General features: G+C 63.5%; 19 protein-coding genes and 1 pseudogene. 9 read left to right on the top strand and 11 right to left on the bottom strand.

Translation table 11 applies throughout. The features are described 5' to 3' along the window. Positions 1 to 19: 19 nt before the first annotated feature. The 3 genes from HNQ71_RS29995 to HNQ71_RS29985 all read left to right on the top strand — a co-directional run bounded on the left by HNQ71_RS29995 (position 20) and on the right by HNQ71_RS29985 (position 1,287). Positions 20 to 499 carry a carboxymuconolactone decarboxylase family protein gene (locus HNQ71_RS29995; protein ID WP_184877289.1) on the top strand — a complete coding sequence of 160 codons (480 nt, stop codon included), beginning with the start codon at positions 20 to 22 and terminating at the stop codon, positions 497 to 499. Between the two features lie 83 nt (positions 500 to 582). Beyond that, a complete protein-coding gene (locus tag HNQ71_RS29990) occupies positions 583 to 945 on the top strand; it encodes a nuclear transport factor 2 family protein (RefSeq protein WP_184877287.1) in 363 nt (120 codons plus the stop codon). A 27-nt stretch (positions 946 to 972) separates the two neighbouring features. Next, positions 973 to 1,287, top strand: a complete 315-nt coding sequence (locus tag HNQ71_RS29985; protein WP_184877285.1) for a hypothetical protein — start codon at positions 973 to 975, stop codon at positions 1,285 to 1,287. A gap of 52 nt (positions 1,288 to 1,339) precedes the next feature. Here the strand turns inward: HNQ71_RS29985 and HNQ71_RS29980 are convergent, their stop codons facing one another. From HNQ71_RS29980 to HNQ71_RS29950, 7 genes are all read right to left on the bottom strand, one after another. Further along, the gene (locus tag HNQ71_RS29980) at positions 1,340 to 1,825 is read right to left on the bottom strand and encodes an ester cyclase (RefSeq protein WP_184877284.1); all 486 of its coding nucleotides are present in this window, start codon (positions 1,823 to 1,825) and stop codon (positions 1,340 to 1,342) included. A 49-nt stretch (positions 1,826 to 1,874) separates the two neighbouring features. After that, positions 1,875 to 3,302: a gamma-aminobutyraldehyde dehydrogenase gene (locus tag HNQ71_RS29975; protein WP_184877282.1), complete on the bottom strand. Its 1,428-nt coding sequence runs from the start codon at positions 3,300 to 3,302 to the stop codon at positions 1,875 to 1,877. Between the two features lie 29 nt (positions 3,303 to 3,331). Continuing rightward, a complete protein-coding gene (locus tag HNQ71_RS29970) occupies positions 3,332 to 4,147 on the bottom strand; it encodes an ABC transporter permease (protein WP_184877280.1) in 816 nt (271 codons plus the stop codon). Beyond that, entirely contained in the window at positions 4,137 to 5,105 is a 969-nt protein-coding gene (locus HNQ71_RS29965) for an ABC transporter permease (RefSeq protein WP_184877277.1), read from the bottom strand. Before HNQ71_RS29965 ends, HNQ71_RS29970 begins: the two co-directional genes overlap by 11 nt. Then, positions 5,102 to 6,112, bottom strand: coding sequence for an ABC transporter ATP-binding protein (locus tag HNQ71_RS29960; protein ID WP_184877275.1), 1,011 nt, complete (start codon positions 6,110 to 6,112; stop codon positions 5,102 to 5,104). Before HNQ71_RS29960 ends, HNQ71_RS29965 begins: the two co-directional genes overlap by 4 nt. Before the next feature lie 215 nt (positions 6,113 to 6,327). Continuing rightward, positions 6,328 to 7,482, bottom strand: coding sequence for an ABC transporter substrate-binding protein (locus tag HNQ71_RS29955; RefSeq protein ID WP_184877273.1), 1,155 nt, complete (start codon positions 7,480 to 7,482; stop codon positions 6,328 to 6,330). 215 nt (positions 7,483 to 7,697) lie between these two features. Further along, the gene (locus tag HNQ71_RS29950; RefSeq protein WP_184877271.1) at positions 7,698 to 8,543 is read right to left on the bottom strand and encodes a class I SAM-dependent methyltransferase; all 846 of its coding nucleotides are present in this window, start codon (positions 8,541 to 8,543) and stop codon (positions 7,698 to 7,700) included. Here HNQ71_RS29950 and HNQ71_RS35910 point away from each other — a divergent pair. Together HNQ71_RS35910 and HNQ71_RS35905 are read left to right on the top strand one after the other, a co-directional pair. Next, positions 8,542 to 8,727: pseudogene (locus HNQ71_RS35910) on the top strand (MerR family DNA-binding transcriptional regulator); the annotation flags it as partial. The gene HNQ71_RS29950 and the pseudogene HNQ71_RS35910 sit on opposite strands and share 2 nt — an antisense overlap. A gap of 94 nt (positions 8,728 to 8,821) precedes the next feature. Then, a complete protein-coding gene (locus tag HNQ71_RS35905; protein WP_425492280.1) occupies positions 8,822 to 9,103 on the top strand; it encodes a MerR family transcriptional regulator in 282 nt (93 codons plus the stop codon). A 4-nt stretch (positions 9,104 to 9,107) separates the two neighbouring features. On the opposite strand, the gene HNQ71_RS29940 is transcribed toward HNQ71_RS35905, so the two are convergent. The 3 genes from HNQ71_RS29940 to HNQ71_RS29930 all read right to left on the bottom strand — a co-directional run bounded on the left by HNQ71_RS29940 (position 9,108) and on the right by HNQ71_RS29930 (position 11,308). After that, complete coding sequence (locus HNQ71_RS29940; RefSeq protein ID WP_184877269.1) at positions 9,108 to 10,013, bottom strand: LysR family transcriptional regulator; 906 nt, start codon at positions 10,011 to 10,013, stop codon at positions 9,108 to 9,110. A gap of 81 nt (positions 10,014 to 10,094) precedes the next feature. Continuing rightward, positions 10,095 to 10,712, bottom strand: a complete 618-nt coding sequence (locus tag HNQ71_RS29935; protein WP_184877267.1) for a DedA family protein — start codon at positions 10,710 to 10,712, stop codon at positions 10,095 to 10,097. Continuing rightward, on the bottom strand, positions 10,709 to 11,308 hold the full coding sequence (locus HNQ71_RS29930) for a class I SAM-dependent methyltransferase (RefSeq protein WP_184877265.1): 600 nt from the start codon (positions 11,306 to 11,308) through the stop codon (positions 10,709 to 10,711). The genes HNQ71_RS29935 and HNQ71_RS29930 overlap by 4 nt, the downstream gene beginning before the upstream one ends. Positions 11,309 to 11,598: 290 nt before the next feature. Between HNQ71_RS29930 and HNQ71_RS29925 the strand changes: the two genes are divergently transcribed. Together HNQ71_RS29925 and HNQ71_RS29920 are read left to right on the top strand one after the other, a co-directional pair. Next, positions 11,599 to 12,273: a response regulator transcription factor gene (locus HNQ71_RS29925; RefSeq protein WP_184877263.1), complete on the top strand. Its 675-nt coding sequence runs from the start codon at positions 11,599 to 11,601 to the stop codon at positions 12,271 to 12,273. 10 nt (positions 12,274 to 12,283) lie between these two features. Continuing rightward, positions 12,284 to 13,645: a sensor histidine kinase gene (locus HNQ71_RS29920; protein WP_184877261.1), complete on the top strand. Its 1,362-nt coding sequence runs from the start codon at positions 12,284 to 12,286 to the stop codon at positions 13,643 to 13,645. 31 nt (positions 13,646 to 13,676) lie between these two features. Here the strand turns inward: HNQ71_RS29920 and HNQ71_RS29915 are convergent, their stop codons facing one another. Continuing rightward, positions 13,677 to 14,453 carry a DeoR/GlpR family DNA-binding transcription regulator gene (locus tag HNQ71_RS29915; RefSeq protein WP_184877259.1) on the bottom strand — a complete coding sequence of 259 codons (777 nt, stop codon included), beginning with the start codon at positions 14,451 to 14,453 and terminating at the stop codon, positions 13,677 to 13,679. A gap of 428 nt (positions 14,454 to 14,881) precedes the next feature. Here HNQ71_RS29915 and HNQ71_RS29910 point away from each other — a divergent pair, with 428 nt between their 5' ends. Together HNQ71_RS29910 and HNQ71_RS29905 are read left to right on the top strand one after the other, a co-directional pair. Next, positions 14,882 to 15,769 carry a phosphotransferase gene (locus HNQ71_RS29910; protein ID WP_184877257.1) on the top strand — a complete coding sequence of 296 codons (888 nt, stop codon included), beginning with the start codon at positions 14,882 to 14,884 and terminating at the stop codon, positions 15,767 to 15,769. Continuing rightward, the gene (locus HNQ71_RS29905) at positions 15,766 to 18,207 is read left to right on the top strand and encodes a GcvT family protein (protein WP_184877255.1); all 2,442 of its coding nucleotides are present in this window, start codon (positions 15,766 to 15,768) and stop codon (positions 18,205 to 18,207) included. The genes HNQ71_RS29910 and HNQ71_RS29905 overlap by 4 nt, the downstream gene beginning before the upstream one ends. Positions 18,208 to 18,214: the final 7 nt, after the last annotated feature.

The following is an 18,214-nucleotide window of genomic DNA, read 5'->3' as shown; positions in this document are numbered from 1 at the left end:
CCTGCCAAGGGAGGATCAAATGCTGAAGTCAAACCGGACACTCGGATCGCTGGTGATTGCGGCAGGTGTTGGAGCGTTGTTCGCCATCGCTCCCGCAAAGGCCGAGGACGCGTCTGCGACAGCCGCCTACAAGGATATCCAGGCGACGCTCGGCTCGGTCCCGGACATGTTCAAGACGCTGCCTGATGTGGCCGTCGCCGGCGCCTGGGCCGAGATCAAGGGCGTGCAGCTCAACCCGAAGACCGCGCTCGACGGCAAGACCAAGGAACTGTTGGGGCTCGCCGTCGCGGCGCAGATCCCATGCCAATACTGCATCTATTTCCATACGGAGGCGGCCAAGCTCAACGGCGCCAGCGACGAGGAGATCAAAGAGGCGGTGGCGATGGCGGCGATCGTGCGCCACTGGTCGACAATGCTCAATGGCAGCCAGGTCGACCTCGCGACCTTCAAGAAGCAGACCGACGCCGTATTCGCAGCCGTCAAGGCCAAGTCACAGTGAAGAAATCCTGCCCGGCGATGAGCGCCCGGCAGCATCATGATCATCGACCGCCCGATCGCGAAGACGGGCATATGGAGGATAAAATGCTGACCAAGACACAGACCGTAGACGGCGCGGCGATCAAGAAGGCGATCGAAGGCCGTGATGGAAAGATGCTGTCGAGCTTCTATTCGGACGATGCGCTGGTGCGGGTGATCGACCGCAACAACCCGCCGAGCAAGCCGCGCGAAATCCGCGGGCGCGCCGCGATCAGCACGTTCTGGGACGACATCTGCAGCCGGGCGATGACCCACAAGGTCGATACCACGATCGCCGATGGCGACAGCCTCGCCTTCACCCAGGCCTGCACCTACCCGGACGGCACGAAAGTGTTCGCGGCAGCGATGCTGGAGATGAAGAACGGACGGATCGCACGGCAGACCGTGGTGCAGGCGTGGGACGAATAGGTCACCGCAAACCTGGAGGAGAAGACAATGTTCAGCGCCAGATGGCAGATCGACGCCAAGTTCGGGCACAAGCAGACCGTGCTCGAACTGATGAAGAAATGGGAACGCGAGATCGGCTCGCAGGTCGGCCTCGCCGACCTGGAATTCCAGATCATGACCGGATCGATCGGCGCGCGGGAGGCGACGATCGAATCCCACCACAAGGTCGAAAGCCTGGCCCAGTTGGAGGCGTTCTTCGCCAAGATCGGCAAGATCGACGCGCACGCCAAATGGGGCAAGGACATCGAGCCTTATGTCGTGTCGGGCACCAGCCTGTGGAACATCTACCGCATCGTGGAGTAGTGGCCGACCCCCTTCTCCCCGGCAACGGGGAGAAGGGAAGCAGGTGGCGCTGCTACATCAGGCCAAGCTGCTTGTAGAAACCGAGCGCATCGTAATAGTCGCTCTGGGTGGCGATCTTGCCGTCCTTGATCGAGAACATCGAGGCGCCGGTGAAGGAGAACTTCTTGCCTGTGGCGGCGGTGCCGTCGGCCCAGGGGCCGGTATTGGTGCCGGAAAATTCCCATTCGAACGAGACGCGGTCGCCCTCTACCACGGGCGCGCCCTTCATCGTCCACACTGCGTCGGGGACTGCTTTCAGGAAATTGTCGATGACGCCCGTCTTGGCGGCTTCCTTGCCCTTGACCGGTTTGCCGACAGAAGCGTCGTAGTAGGTGACGTCGTCGGCGAAGTAGCCGGCCGCCTTGGCCGCGTCATGGGCGTTCCAGGCGGCGACATAGGCTTCGACCACCGATTGCGCGGTGTCGGCGGCAAAGGACGGCGCCGCGACGAAGAGCGCGGCGGCGACAGTTGCGGATGTCAGAAATTGGCGGCGATGCATGGTTCCTTCCTCCCTTGTTGATGGCTTCTTGATGGCTTCCTTCAGCGCGCTAGCCGTGAGCCACCATCACATGGCGCACGGCGGTGTAGTCTTCCAGCGCATAGAGCGACATGTCCTTGCCGTAGCCGGATTGCTTCAACCCGCCATGCGGCATCTCGTTGGTCAGCATGAAGTGGGTGTTGATCCAGGTGCAGCCATATTGCAGGCGGGCAGCCGTCGCCATGGCGCGCGAGACATCCTTGGTCCACACCGATGACGCCAGGCCATAGTCGCTGTCGTTGGCCCAGTTCACCGCCTCGTCGACCTCGGAAAAACGGGTGACGGAGACGACCGGGCCGAATACCTCACGGCGCACGATCTCGTCTTCCTGCAGCGCGCCGGCAACGACGGTCGGCTGGTAGTAGAAGCCTGATCCCTCGCCCGGCTTTCCGCCGGTGGTGATCTCGATGTGCTTCAGTTCCGAGGCGCGCTCGACAAAGCTCGAGACACGGTCGCGCTGGCGGCGCGAGATCAGCGGCCCGATCTCGTTTTCGGTGTCGTCGGGGCGATTGTACTTGATGGTCGAGACAGCCGAGGACAGATCGGCGACGAGCTTGTCGTAGATCTTCTTGCCGGCATAGATGCGGCAGGCGGCGGTGCAGTCCTGGCCGGCATTGTAGTAGCCGAAGGCGCGCAGGCCGTTGACCACCGCGCCGAGGTCGGCGTCGTCGAAGACGATGACCGGCGCCTTGCCGCCGAGTTCGAGATGCGTGCGCTTGACCGATTTGGCGGCCGCCTGCAGCACCTTCTTGCCGGTGGCGACATCGCCGGTGATCGAGATCATGTTGACCTTGGGGTGATTGATCAGCGTGTTGCCGACGCTGTCGCCGCGGCCGAGCACGACATTGACGACGCCTTCCGGCAGGATTTCGGCGAGGATCTTTGCCAGCTTCAGCGCCGTCAGCGGCGTTTGCTCCGACGGCTTGAAGACGACGGTGTTGCCGCCGGCGATCGCTGGCGCCAGCTTCCAGGCCATCATCATCAGCGGATAGTTCCACGGCGCGATCGAGGCGACGATGCCAATGGCGTCGCGGCGTACCATCGAGGTATGGCCGGGCAAATATTCGCCGGCGACGACGCCTGGCATCGAGCGAACGGCGCCGGCAAAGAAGCGGTAGCAATCGACGATCGCCGGGATCTCGTCGTTGAGCACGGCGTTGATCGGCTTGCCGCAGTTGAGGGCTTCGAGCGTCGCGAACCCCTGTGCCTCGGCCTCGATGCGGTCGGCAATCTTCAGGAGATAGCCGGAGCGTTGCGCCGGTGTGGTGCGCGACCACAAGACGAACGCTTGTTCGGCGGCCATGACCGCCGCCTCAATCTGGGCCGGGCTGGCTTCGGGCAGGTTGAGAATGGTCGCCCCGGTCTTTGGATTGAGGATCGGCTCCTCGGTTTCGGTGCCCTTTTCGAATTTCGAGCCGATCAGCATCTGGGTGTCCATGGGTGTCTCTCCCTTACGAATTCGTGGATTTATTTGCCCGAGCCGGCGATCTGGTCGGCGTCGCGGGTCAGGTAATAGGCGGCGAGGATCGGCAGCAGCGTCACCAGCACCACGACCATGGCCACGACATTGGTGACCGGGCGCTGGCGTGGTCGGATCAGCTCTTCCAGCATCCAAATCGGCAGCGTCTGCTGCTGGCCGGCGGTGAAGGTGGTGACAATGACCTCGTCGAAGGACAGAGCGAAGGCCAGCATGCCACCGGCCAGCAGCGCGGTGGCGATGTTGGGCAGCACAACATGGCGGAAGGTCTGGAAACCGTCGGCGCCGAGATCCATCGACGCTTCGATCATCGAACCCGAGGTGCGGCGGAAACGGGCGACGGCATTGTTGTAGACGACAACGACGCAGAAGGTGGCGTGGCCGAGCACGATCGTCCAGAATGAGAATGGAATGTCTGCCAGCGAAAAGGCCGAGCGCAGCGCGATGCCGGTGATGATGCCGGGCAATGCGATCGGCAGGATGACCAGCAGCGAGATGGTCTCACGGCCGAAGAATTTGGTCCGCGACACCGCCGCCGAACACAGCGTGCCGAGGACCAGCGCGATCGCTGTCGAGATCGCGGCAACCCTGACCGACAGCGACAGTGCCTGCCAGACATCGGGCCTGTTCCAGGTGACGGCGAACCACTGCGTGGTCAGGCCGGGCGGCGGCCAGACAAAGCTCTTCTCCTCCGTCGTGAAGGCGTAAACGAAGATCAGCAGGATCGGCAGATGCAGGAACAGCAGACCGCAGGCGGCGGCGATCTTCAGGCTGAGCGGAGCCGACTGTGAGCCGTCAGAGCGCATCGAAGGCCCCCATGCGCTTAGCGCCCCAGAGGTAGAAGCCCATGATGACGATGGGAACGACGGTGAAGGCGGCTGCGAGCGGGATGTTGCCGGCGGTGCCTTGCTGCGAATAGACCGCCTGGCCGATGAACAGGCGCGAGGTGCCGATGATCTGCGGGATGATGTAATCGCCGAGCGTCAGCGAGAAGGTGAAGATCGATCCGGCGACGATGCCCGGCAGCGCCAGCGGGAACAGCACATTGCGAAAGGTCTGTCCTGGCGAAGCCCCCAAATCGGACGAAGCCTCGACCAGATTGCCCGGCACGCGCTCGAGCGCCGCCTGCACCGGCAGGATCATGAACGGCAGCCAGACATAGACGAAGACGATGAAGGTGCCGGTGAACGACACCGACAGCGAATTGCCGCCGACGACCGGCAGCGACAGCCAGGCGTCAATCAGCCATTGCAGATGCAGCTTGCCGAACAGCCAGGTGAGGATGCCTTCCTTGGCGAGGATCAGCTTCCAGGCGTAGATCTTTACCAGATAGCTCGACCACAGCGGCAGCATGATGCCGAGATAGAACAGCGCCTTCCAGCGGCCACGGGCATAGCGCGCCGCGTAATAGGCGATCGGAAAGGCGATGACTGACGAGGCCAGCGTGACCAGAGCCGCCATCGTCACCGTGCGCAGGATGATGTCGAGATTGGCCGCCTGGAACAGGTCGCCATAGGTCTTGAGAGTGAACTCGCGGTTGATGAGGCCGGAGAACTCGTCGATGGAGAAAAAGCTCTGCGCCAGCAGCGCGAACAGCGAGCCTATATAGACGATGCCAAGCCACAGAACCGGCGGCAGCAGCATGAGGAGCAGCAGAACCTTGGGCCTGCGCCAGAAAAGATCCGATAGCGCGCCGCGCACGCCACCGCTGCCCGGCAGGATAGCGGGCGCCGTGGCGCGCGGGATGGCGGCGTCGAGGCTCATACCGGCTCGTCCATCAGATGCAGGTGCTCGCGGTTGAAGGTGAGCACGACCGCCTCACCTTCCACGGGCAGGGCGTTGCCGGCCGGCACGATGGCGTGCAGCTTCAATCCGTCGGCATCGAGCGCGAGTTTTGTCGTGGCGCCGAGATAGTTGGTCGAGACGAGGCGGGCGGAAACGCCTTCGCCACTTGCCGCCCCCTTGGCCGTGCGGCCGACGCGAATGGATTCAGGCCGCAGGCTGCCCCAGCGATGCTGGCCGCAATAGCGCTGGACGAAATCCGGCGGCAACACGTTGGAGGAACCGACGAAATCGGCGACAAAGCGGGTCTTCGGCCGCTGGTAGATATCCTCCGGCGTGCCGATCTGCATAATCTTGCCGTCATTGAAGACAGCGACGCGGTCGGCCATCGACAGCGCCTCGCCCTGGTCGTGGGTGACGAAGACGAAGGTGATGCCGAGCACTTTCTGGAGCGACTTCAACTCCTCCTGCATGTTCTCGCGCAGTTTGAGGTCGAGGGCGCCGAGCGGCTCGTCGAGCAGCAGCACCTTGGGCTGGTTGACCAGCGCACGGGCGAGCGCGACTCGCTGGCGCTGGCCGCCGGAAAGCTGGCCGGGGCGGCGGGCGCCATAGCCGGGCAGCCGCACCAGCGACAGCGCCTCTTCAGCCGCCTTGTGCCGTTCAGCCTTGCCGATGCCCTTGACCATGAGGCCATAGGCAACATTGTCGAGCACGCTCAGATGCGGGAACAGCGCGTAGTCCTGGAACACGGTGTTGACGTTGCGGCGATAGGGCGGCACGCCCTCGGCGCGTTCGCCGAAGATCGAGATCGAGCCCGAGGTCGGCTGCTCGAAACCGGCGATGAGGCGCAGGCACGTGGTCTTGCCGGAGCCGGACGGCCCGAGCATGGCGAAAAACTCGCCCGGCGCGATGTCAAGATCGACCGCATCGACGGCGCGAACGCTGCCGAAATGGCGCGAGGCTTTCTGGAAGGAAACGGCGGTGGTCATGGGTTGTCAGCCTGTTGCCGGTTTAGTTTTGTCATCCTCACCTGCAGAACCCCGGCTGGGATGGCCAATTCGCGCGCCGCTTCACCTCCCCCTCGATGGGGGAGGTCGCGGCGAAGCCGCGGGTGGGGGTGGTTTCACAAGCAAGCCATGTCAGGGCAGACCCCCACCCCGACGCTACGCGTCGACCCTCCCCAAAAGGGGGAGGGTAAGGGCACTCACCGCCCGCCGATGACGCCGATATAGTCCGACACCCAGCGGTAATAGGGCACGCACTGGTCGTTCTCGGTGGCGCATTTCGACACCGGCGTCTTCCAGAACTTGATCTTGTCGAAATTGTCGTAGCCGTTGGTCTTGCAGCCTTCGTCGGTCAACAGCTCGTTGCCCTTGCAGGCAGCGGGCACGACCGGCAGCGAACCGAACCAGGCCGAGACATCGCCCTGCACTTTCGGCGACAAGGAATGTTCCAACCACTTATAGGCGCAGTTGGGGTTGGCCGAGTCGGCCTCCATCATGGTGGTGTCGGCCCAGCCGGTGACGCCTTCTTCCGGCACGGTCGACGCGACCGGTTTCTTGGCGGCGACCAGCGCATTGACCTGATACGGCCACGAGCCGGAAGCGACGACGCCTTCGTTCTGGAAATCGTCGACCTGGATGGCGGCATCATGCCAGTAGCGGCCGACCAGCGTGCGCTGGACGCGCAGCAGTTCGAGCGCTGCCTTGTACTGGTCCTCGTTCAGTTCATAAGGATCCTTGATGCCGAGTTCCGGCTTGTGGAACATCAGATAGTTGGCGGCGTCGGCGATATGGATCGGTCCGTCATAGGCCTGGACCCGCCCCTTGTTGGACTTGCCGTCCGGCAGCTTCATTTCCTCGAAGACCACGTTCCAGCTCTTGGGCGCTTCCTTGAACACGTCGGTGTTGTACATCAGGACGTTCGGACCCCACTGGTAGGGAACGCCATAGTGAACGCCACCGACGGTGAACCACGGGGCATCCTTGAGGCGTTCGTCGACAGTCTTCCAGCTCGGGATGAGATCGGTATTGATCGGCTGCACGCGCTTGCCGGCAACCAGGCGCAGCGACGCATCGCCCGATGCGGTGACGAGGTCGAAGCCGCCCTCGTTCATCAGCGAGACCATCTCGTCAGAGGTGTTGGCGGTCTTGACGTTGACCTTGCAACCGGTCTCCTTCTCGAAGGAGGTCACCCAGTCATAGCCCTTGTCGGTTTCGCCGCGTTCGATATAGCCCGGCCAGGCAACGATGTTGACCTGGCCTTCGCCCTTGCCAAGTTCCTTGACCTGGGCGACGGCCTGACCGGAGAAGGTCAGCGCGACCGTCAAAGCAGTGCATGACTTCAGGAATGAATTCATCATCGATCTCCCATTTTGGCGCCTGACCCCGAAAGCCGGTTTCGGTCTTCGCTAGGGGTCACGCGCGGACTGAAAACTGTCAGTTCGTGCGTTGGACTTGACGTCGCTCTGGTGGCGACTTTGGTCCCTGAACCGAAAGTGCTTTGAAAATTCCGGTTTCGCAAATTCATTTATCAGAAAGGCGATATCGGTTTTTCCGATAGCCAGGCACCCCTTCAGGCCAGCGCCGTCACCAGCCAGCAGGCGGCGTTGAAGCGAGCCTCACCGTCCTCCACGAAAGGCGCGAACGCAGCAGGCAACACCGCGGTGATTTTTTCGGCCGTTGCCCTGTCAACCTCACGTAGCGCGGCGCCGACCGGCCCTAGCCGGGTGACAAACGTTATCAGATCATCTTCGGCGATCTGACACTGGACATCCACCTGTTCGACTTCGATCGACGACCAGCCGCTCGCTTCAAGAATCCGCTTCACCTTGGCGGCGTTGGCAAAGGCAAACTGCCCCGGCGCATCGGGATCCGGCACCGGTGCGGGCGGCAGGAAAGGCGCAGCCGCTCGCGCGGCGGTCGTCATGAAATCATTCTCGACCGGACTGCGCCAAGCAACAAAGGCGAGTTTGCTACCGCGGCTTGCGGCCTGTCTTATGTTCGCGAACGCGGCCACGGGATCATCGAAGAACATGACACCAAAACGGGAGACAACAGCGTCGAAGTCCCCGGATTCGAACGCATACGTCTGGGCATCGCCCACTTCAAAACTTGCGTTTGCTACATCTTCTGCCCCCGCGCGCTCCGTCGCCAAGGCGACAAGCGGCTGCGAGATGTCGAGCCCAACACAACGTCCGTAGTTGCCCACGCGACGCGCCATCGCCAGAGTTGTGGCGCCGGCGCCGCAGCCGATGTCAAGGACATTGCCCCCTTCCCCGGGATAGCCTGCATCGACTACCAGCCGCTCGAACGGCGCCAGTATCTGGTCGAGGATCGGTTGCATCTCAACCCAGGCTTTTCCGCTGGCGTCGTTCCAGAGCGCGGCTTGCCGTGTGTTTGGCTGCGCGGATTGCGGCATGACGGACCTCGCTTTTCTGTTGCTCTCACTGTTCGTCGCAAGCACTCTACGAGTTCAAGCCGACTTGAGGTCAAGCATGAAAGATATGGACATTGCCGAAGTGTCGCGCCGCACCGGCCTGCCCGCCTCGACACTTCGCTACTATGAGGAAAAGGGCCTCATCGCCTCAATCGGCCATCGCGGCCTGCGCCGCTTGTTCGACCCGGCCGTCCTGGAACCGCTCGCTTTGATCACGGCTTGGACGCGCCGGTGGATTCGCACTGGACGAGATTTCCGCGATGCTGAGGCCCGACGGCCTGTCGAAAATGGATCGAGGGCGCCTGGATGCCAAGGCAAACGAACTGGACCACACCATCCAGCGCCTGACCGCGATCCGAGAGGCTTTGCGCCACGCCGCCCGATGTCCGGCCGCCCGGCCGATGGAGTGTCCGACGTTCCGCCGCGCCGTCAGGCTTGCCGGTGCTGGCCGTTTCGAGGTTGCTCCTATCGGGTCGTTCAAGGCGGAGGCGGTTTCCGTCACAACGCGCAAGCGCGAGACTGGCGACGTCAGGCTTGAGTAGGCCACTAGCGGCGGACCGTGCGCTGCGACTGGGCAAGGCCTATAAAATCGCGCGCCGCCTGCGGCAGGCCGGACCCGCGACGCCAGACCATGCCGACCTGGACCACCGGCAAGGAGCCGGAAATATCGCGCGATTCGATGCGGTCGCCTTCCAGCGACCAGGGCCGGTAGACGAGGTCGGGCAGCAGCGCCACGCCGGCGCCGGTGGCAACGAGACTGCGCACGGCTTCCACGGAACGCGTACGAAAGGCGACATGCGGCTTGGCGCCGATCGCCGTCAGCAGCTTGCCGGTGTTCTCCTCGATCTCGTCGACTGTCAGCATGATCAGCGGCTCGAAGGCGATGTCGCCAATGCTGATGATGTCGGCGCCGGCGAGCGGGTGGCCGAGCGGCAGCCAGAGGCGATAGGCCGAGACCTCGAGGATTTCCGACTGCAGTGCCGTGCGGTCGCGCAGGTTGGAGGTGACCATGACGGCAATGTCGAGCTTGCCGCCGATCAGGAGATGTTCGAGATAGTCGCCATTGTCCTCGATGGCCGAGACCTCGACGCCGGGATAGGCGCGGCGGTAGCGGGCAAGAAGGTCCGACAGCACATAGCCGGCGACCATCGAGGTGACGCCGAGCTGCAGCCGGCCGCCTGCTGCGGCCTGGTCGCCGGAGAAAGAGCGGCGTGCATCCGAAACGTCGGCAAGGATTTTCGTCGCATGGCGCAGGAACTGGTGGCCCTTGTGGGTGATGTTCAGGCCGCGCGGATGGCGTTCGAACAGTTCTACCCCGAGATCGCTTTCGAGTTCCTTGATCGCTTCGGTGACCGATGATTGCGAGATGGATAGGTTCTGCGCGGCGCCCGACACCGTGCCTTGCTCGGCGACGGCGATGAAGAACTGCAACTGGCGGATGGTGAAGGCCATGGCCGGACTAAACACCGGCGCGCGGGGGAAGGAAAGTCGACGGCAGAGCTTATCCCGTGACTGGTGACTGGTGCTGCGGGCTCAGCCTCGCACCAGCCTGATACGCCGCCGGCAGGCAGGACCATAACGCAATGCAAGCATGAATGCCGTCTCCAGCGCCACGACAATGACAATGACGCGGAAACCGACAGTGAAGGAGTCCTGGCCGCTGCCCTGCAGCAGATAACCGGTGACGAGAAAGCCCGCATTCCAGAGCATGGCGCCGAACAGCGTCGTGGCCGCGAAGGGCAAAGCAGGCAGACAAAGCGCGCCGGCCGCGATCGGGAGATAGTTGCGCACAGTCGGTATGAACTGCGCCAACAGCGAGATCCCGAGATGATTGAGGCGGTAGGTCTGACCAAGCTTGTGGTAGGTTGCGGGGCGCAGGAACACATATCTGCCGAGGTGTTCGACCAGCCTGCCAGCACGGTCAAATCCGATCCGGCGGCCGACCGCATACCAGACAAGGCAACCGCTGGTGGAGGCAAGCGTCGTCACGGTCAGCAGGATCAGCAGTGTCACGCCATCCGGGGCCGCCGTCATGCCAAGGAACAGCAGCAGCACATGCGAGGGCGGGATCGGCAGTATTTTTTCGGTAAAGGCGAGGCAGAACACGCCGAACAGGCCGAAGCCTAGAATGGCCGACAACGGCCCGGTCATGCGAAGCGCCAGTCATAGGTGCTGAGCGTCTTGATCCTGGCGATGCGATAGACCGTCGCTGGCGGGAAGTTGCGAAAGGTGTGGCCGACCCGTGTGACCTCAAGGTCGAGCCGATCGAGCAGCGATTGATCGAACGGGCAGCGCCTGCCGAGCGTGAACTGATAGAGCGCCCCGCCCGGGCGAAGATTAGCGAAAACGCCGTCGAGAATGGCAAACGTCTTGCGCGGCGAAATCAGCCGGAAGGGCAGTCCGCTGACAGCGGCGCCGACCACCGGCCCCTGGAACAACGACAGATGGCGCAGACCGACGGCATCCATTCCGAGGATCCGGGCCGCGGGGAAACGCCGCTTGAGCAACGCGGCAAAATCCGCATCGGATTCGATCAGCGTCAGATCCTCTTCGTTCACCCCACGGCTCAGCAGCGCCCGGGTGAACGGGCCGGTTCCGGGACCAAGCTCCAGCACCGGGCCGGTGCCGGGGCCGATGTCGCGCGTCATCAACGCCGCCAGACTGGAACTGGACGGCGTGACGGAGCCGACCCTGAACGGCGCAACGGTCCACGCCACGAGAAAAGACAAGGCATCACTTGCAGGCATAGCCAACCTCAATCCTGGGCCGCGGCGCTCCAACCGGATTGCGGCCGCTTGCAGATTTTTGTTTCAGCGTCGGACCCGAAATCGGTTTCGGGCCCGACGCCTTGGTGTCGGCTGCGGGCGAATCGCCGACACTCGACGGGCGCTGTGTGCCGCGATTGGATTGCATGGACATTGCGCAAGGTGGCAGATGCAAAGAAAGGGTGTCTCGACGCCAGCCGCCAGGCTTTGCCATGTTCGCGCAATGTTGGCGCTGTAGCGCCGGAGCAACTGACCTCCTCAAGGGACAATCGATGCGTATCTTGCTGGTCGAAGACGAGCCTGAAATGGTCTCGGCCTTGCGTGCCGCCCTGAAGCGCCACGACATGGTCGTCGATCACGCCGGCTCGCTGCTCGAGGCGGAGGGCTTCGTTGCCGTCGACAGCTACGACGCCATCCTGCTCGACCGCCAGTTGCCGGATGGCGACGGGCTGTCGCTGGTGCCGAGACTGCGTTCAGCGAAAAACACCACGCCCGTGCTGATGCTGACCGCGAAGGGCGACACGTCGGACAAGATCGATGGTCTGAACACGGGAGCGGACGATTACCTGGCGAAACCGTTCGCCTTCGAGGAATTGCTGGCCCGGTTGCGCGCACTGCTTAGGCGCCCGGCGCCGATGCAGTCGCAGTTCATCCGTGCCGGCCATCTGGTTCTCGACGTCGGGCATCGCGAGGTGTCGATCGGTGGCGAGGCGCTCGGCCTGCCGCGCCGTGAACTCCTGGTGCTGGAGGCGCTGATGCGGCGCACCGGCCGCATGGTACAGCGCGAGGCGCTGATGGAGGCGGTGTTCGGCCTCGACGACGAGATCCAGTCCAACGCACTCGACACCCATGTTTCGCGGCTGCGCCGCAAGCTTGCCTACGCGAACAGCGGCGTGACGATCAACGGCATTCGCGGCGTCGGCTATCTCTTGCGCGAGACGACATGAGCATCAAGCGATGAGTATGAGGCGCCCGCGTTCGCTCAAATGGAGCCTGGTGCTACGCATCGCCTTGCTGCAATGCGCGATGCTGACGCTGATCATCGTCGGCATTCTCGGAACCATGCTGGCCACGGGGCTCATTCCGCATGACTACGAGGACGGCACAATGGACGTGCTGGCGGATGCGGTGGCGCGCGATGCAAGTGGCAAGCTTGTCCTCGACGAAACGCCTGACATGACGACGCTGCGGTCGAACGTTGCGGACCTCTGGTTCATCATCCGCGACAAGCAAGGGCAGCGGCTGCAGGAGGGAACGGTGCCTGCCACCTTCCAACCCTTCGTCGGGCTGCTGGACAACATCAGCGACGCCCGTGTCGACCTCGCCCTCGGGCAAGCCGCGCCGCCAGCGGGAAAGATACGCTGGACCGAGACGGCGGCCGGCAATGTCCAGATCATGACCGGCACCAAGGGCGGACTTTCGCTCCTGCGCCTGCTCGGGCAGGCGCCACAATTCTTCCTGCAGGGGATACTGCCGCTTGCCGGGTTGATGGCGCTGGCCACGCTGTTCGCCACGCCCTGGGTGGTGCGCGGGGCACTGTCTGGCCTTGGCCATGCGGCCGCCGAGGCCGAGCGCATCGACATCGACCAGCGCGGTGTGCAGCTGCCGCTGAAGGACGTGCCTAAGGAAGTGACGCCGCTGGTGAAGGCAGTGAATGCCGCGCTTGCGCGTCTCGACAAGGGCTATGAGCGTCACAAGCGGTTCCTGACCGACGCGGCACATGAGCTCAGAACGCCGGTCGCCATCCTCAACACGCGCCTTGCCTCATTGCCGGCGACACCGGAGCGGGCGCGGCTGCTGCAGGATGCAGCCAGGCTTTCGACGCTGACCGACCAGTTGCTCGACCTGCAGCGCCTCGACCGGCAGGCGACGGCTTTTGAAAAGGTCGATCTTGTGGCGATCGCCCGAGGGGTCATTGTCGACCTCGCGCCGATGGCGTTTTCGGCCGGATACGAGATGTCGTTCGAACCGGCGAGCGAGACGGTTTTCGCCACCGGCGACCGCACGGCGATCGAACGCGCCGTCACCAATCTCGTCCAGAACGCGATCGAGCATGGCGGGCGCACCGGCAAGATCACTGTCGGCGTCACCGCGTCAGCTATCATCGAGGTGCGGGACGAAGGCGGCGGCGTGCCACCAGGCGAGCGCGAGCGCATCTTCGAGCCCTTCGACCGGCTGCGCCCGCAGGATCATGGCGCCGGGCTTGGCCTCAACCTGGTGCAGGAAATCATGCAATTGCATGGCGGGCGGATCGATATCCTCGACGGCAGACCGAGCGGCGCCTGCTTCAGGATGACTTTTCGCGCTCTGCCGGCATAGGCATTCCCGCCGGCGTGAAACGATGACCGCTCTAGAATCCGGCTGCGTCGCCGGCAATGCTGAGCCGCGCGCCGGCTTGCGCGAGGGCTGCGGCAATGTCGCGTGACGGCGACCGGTCGGTGGCGAGTTCGGAAAAGCCGTCGAGGCCGCAGACCTGGACCAGGCCCAGGCGGCCGAACTTGCTGTGATCGGTAATGACGAGCGAACGCTGGCCGCGCGACAACACCATGCGGGCGAACTCGGCCTCTTCCAGATCGTAGTCCATGACGCCCATCACCGCATCGACGGCGCCGGTGGAGATGATGGCATGGCTAACCGAAAAACGGCTGACGAAGTCGATGGCCGAGGCCCCGAAGGCAGCGCCTGAATCGCTGCGCAATTCGCCGCCGGCCATGTAGACCTTGTTGCCATTGACGGTGGCCAGCGTGCGGGCGATGTCCGACGAGTTGGTGACGACGGTCAGGCGCCGGTGGCCGAGCAGCTCACGGGCCAGGAACGAGGTCGTCGTGCCGGTGTCGAGCATGATCGATTCGCCGTCGCGGATGGTGGCGGCGACCATGCGGGCAATGATCCGCTTGGCATCGGCATTCTCGCGCATGCGCCGTTCGAATGGCGCTTCGCCGATCATCGACGGCAGGCCGATGGCGCCATGCATCTTGAGGACGGAGCCATCGCCGGTGAGCGGCTTGACGTCACGGCGCACGGTCTCGAGTGAAACGCCCAGCCGGTCGGCCAGGCTGGCGATGGTGACGGTCCCCTCTTCCTGCAGCAACCGCAGGATTTCGCCGTGTCGTTTTGAATGGACCATTGGGTTTCCCGGACTTAGCCCTTTTGCCCGATTCTAAGCTAATCCGAGCGATTTTAAAGGAATTGCCTGTGATTTCGGGCAAAATACCCAAAAAAAGTCACAACTTTTTGTTGACAGCCAGGCAACCTTGGCGTGAAATTGAGGTACCAAACACGGGTTCGGAGCTGCAACGGGAGGGTGATGGCAGAGCCGCAACTCACTGACCAGGCAGTTTTGAACGTGTCTGGCGCAAGGTATTTTCAGATCCGCGGGGGCGGATGCCGGGGTAAAAAACCTGGCCAAGGGGCTCGTCGGTGCGGTGCGGGATACCGATCCTGGCGTCTCGCACCGACGAGGTTTTTTCGTTTCTCCTCGCTGTCGTTGGGATGTCCATGGCGCCCTTGTCGACGCTCAGCAAAGTCGACGCTCAGCAAACCAGGGATGATTCCGTGATTGCCGAAGACCGCATCCGCGCCCTGCCCTGCTGGACCGGCAGCATCGAGATTGCGCCGTTGCCGGGCGGTCTCAGCAACGCCAATTATGTGGTCAAGGACGCCGCCGGAAAGCACGTCGTACGCTTCGGCAGGGACTATCCGTTCCATCACGTCTTTCGCGAGCGCGAGGTGATGACGGCACGCGCTGCACATGCCGCCGGTTTCGCACCAGCCGTCCTCCATGCCGAACCGGGCATCCTGGTGACGGAATACCTTGGTGCGAAAACCTATCTTGCACAGGACGTGCGCGCCAATCTTGGTCGTGTCGCAGCGCTGATGCGCGGCTTCCACCGGGAGATGCCCAATCACGTCTCCGGCGCCGGCTTCATGTTCTGGGTGTTCCATGTCATTCGCGACTACGCGCGCACGCTTGAAGAAGGCGGCAGCCGCAAGCGCAGCGAATTGCCGCGCCTGCTGACACTAGCCGACGAACTGGAGCGTGCGCAGAAATTGTTGCCGATCGTCTTTGGTCACAATGATCTTTTGCCGGCTAATATTCTCGACGACGGCAGCAGGCTGTGGCTGATCGACTTCGAATATGCCGGCTTCAACACTGCGATGTTCGACCTTGCCGGCGTCGCCTCGAACGCCGGCATGAGCGACGAGGAATCCTTCGCCTTCCTGACCGCCTATTTCATGAAGGAACCGGACCAGGCGATCCGCCGCTCGCACGCGGCCATGCAATGCGCGTCGCTGCTGCGCGAGGCGATGTGGAGCATGGTGTCCGAACTCTACCTAGACGCGCCCGGCATCGACTACGTCGCCTACACCGAGGAGAACCTGACGCGCCTCGAAGGCGCGCTGGAAAACTACAGAACGAAGTACGGGATACAGAAATCATGACTTTGCCCAGCCAGGCCGCGATCGTCGTCATTGGCGGCGGCATCATCGGCTGTTCGACGGCCTATCATCTGGCGCGTGACCACAAGGCCGACGTGGTGCTGCTCGAACAGGGCAAGCTGACCTCGGGCTCGACCTGGCATGCCGCCGGGCTGGTCGGGCAATTGCGCTCGTCGGCCTCGATCACCCGCGTGCTCAAATACTCCGTCGACCTCTACAAGGGACTGGAGGCCGAAACCGGCCTTGCCACCGGCTGGAAGATGACCGGCTGCCTGCGCCTCGCCACCAATGCCGACCGCTGGACCGAGTACAAGAGGCTGGCGACGACAGCGAAAAGCTTCGGCATGGACATGCAGTTGCTGTCGCCGGCGGAGGTCAAATCCATGTGGCCGCTCCTGGAAACCGGCGATCTCGTCGGCGCCTCCTGGTTGCCGACCGATGGCCAGGCGAGCCCTTCGGACATCACGCAGTCGCTGGCGAAAGGCGCGCGCATGCATGGCGCCAAACTGTTCGAGGATGTGCGCGTCACCGGCTTCGAAATGAAGGACGGCCGCATCGCGATGGTGAAGACCAGCAAGGGCGACATCGCCTGCGACAAGGTGGTCAACTGCGCCGGGCAATGGGCGCGGCAGGTTGGCGCGATGGCCGGCATCAACGTGCCGCTGCAGCCGGTCAAGCACCAGTACATCATCACCGAGAAGATCGACGGACTGGCGACCGACGCGCCGACCATCCGCGACCCGGACCGGCGCACCTATTTCAAGGAGGAGGTCGGCGGGCTGGTGATGGGCGGTTACGAGCCCAACCCGCAGGCCTGGACGACCGGGGATGTGCCTGACGATTGGGAGTTCCGGCTCTTCGACGACGACTACGACCATTTCGAACAGCATATGCGCCAAGCCATGGCGCGCGTGCCGGCGCTCGAAACCGTCGGCGTCAAGCAGATGATAAACGGGCCGGAGAGTTTTACGCCGGACGGCAATTTCATTCTCGGCGTGGCGCCCGAATGCGCCAACATGTTCGTCGGCGCCGGCTTCAACGCTTTCGGCATCGCCTCGGGTGGCGGCGCCGGCTGGGTGCTCGCGCAGTGGGTGGTCGACGGCGAAGCGCCGCTCGACCTGTGGGTTGTCGACATCAGGCGCTTTTCCAACCTGCACCGCGACCGGCAGTGGGTCTGCGACCGCACGCTGGAAGCCTATGGCAAGCACTATACGATCGGCTTCCCGCATGAGGAGTACGCCAGCGGGCGGCCGCGCATCGTCTCACCCCTCTACGATCGGCTGAAACAGCAGCGCGCCGTGTTCGGCTCGAAGCTTGGCTGGGAACGGCCGAACTGGTTCGCGCCCGAAGGCGTCGAGCCGCAGGATGTCTATTCGATGGGTCGCCAGAACTGGTTTGCGGCGGTCGGCGACGAGCACCGGCATGTGCGCGAGAGGGTCGGCATCTTCGATCAATCGTCCTTTGCCAAATACGAACTGAGCGGACCTGACGCGCTGAAGGCGCTGGACTGGATCTGCGCCAACGACGTCAGCAAGCCGGTCGGCCGGCTGACCTACACGCAGCTTCTCAATACGCGCGGCGGCATCGAGGCGGACCTGACCGTGGCGCGGCTGGCCGAGGAGAAATTCTACATCGTCACCGGCACCGGGTTCCGCACGCATGATCTGTCATGGATCGGCGACCATATCGGCGAAGGGCTCGATGCCACGCTTGTCGACGTCACCGAGGATTTCGGCACGCTGTCGCTGATGGGGCCTCGGGCGCGCGACGTGCTTTCGGCCGTGACCGAAGCCGATGTGTCGAACAGCAGTTTCCCCTTCGGCCATGTGCGCGAGATTGCCATTGCCGGCCACACGGTGCGAGCGCTGCGCGTCACCTATGTCGGCGAGCTCGGCTGGGAACTGCATGTGCCGATCGCGGCGACAGGCGAAGTGTTCGATGCACTGATGGCCGCAGGCGGGAAGCATGGCATCCGCCCGGTCGGCTATCGCGCCCTGGAATCGCTGCGTCTGGAAAAGGGTTATCGCGCCTGGGGCTCCGACATCACGCCCAACGACACGCCGCAGGAAGCCGGCTTGGGCTGGGCGGTCAAGCTGCGCAAGAACACCGATTTCGTCGGACGTCGCGCGCTCGAGAAGACCAGCGGCGCGGCACTGAAGAAACGCTTTGCCGGCTTCACTGTGGTTGACCCGGAGATCGTGCTGCTCGGCCGCGAGACCATCCTGCGCAATGGCGAGCCGGTCGGCTATCTCACCAGCGGCGGCTATGGCTACACGGTGAGCCGAAACATCGGCTACGGCTACGTGCGCAACGCCGACGGGGTGAGCGACGATTTTCTCGCCTCGGGCGACTATGAACTGGTCGTGGCGATGGAGCGGACGCCGGCCCAAATCCATATCGAGCCGATGTACGACCCGACAGCCGCCAGGGTCAAAATGTAGAACAGGG

Origin of the sequence: Mesorhizobium sangaii (genome assembly GCF_014207355.1) — a bacterium.
In the GTDB taxonomy this organism is placed as follows: domain Bacteria; phylum Pseudomonadota; class Alphaproteobacteria; order Rhizobiales; family Rhizobiaceae; genus Mesorhizobium; species Mesorhizobium sangaii.
The sequence above is the reverse complement of the archived record's forward strand: the minus strand, read 5'-3'. Positions and strand labels throughout refer to the sequence as shown.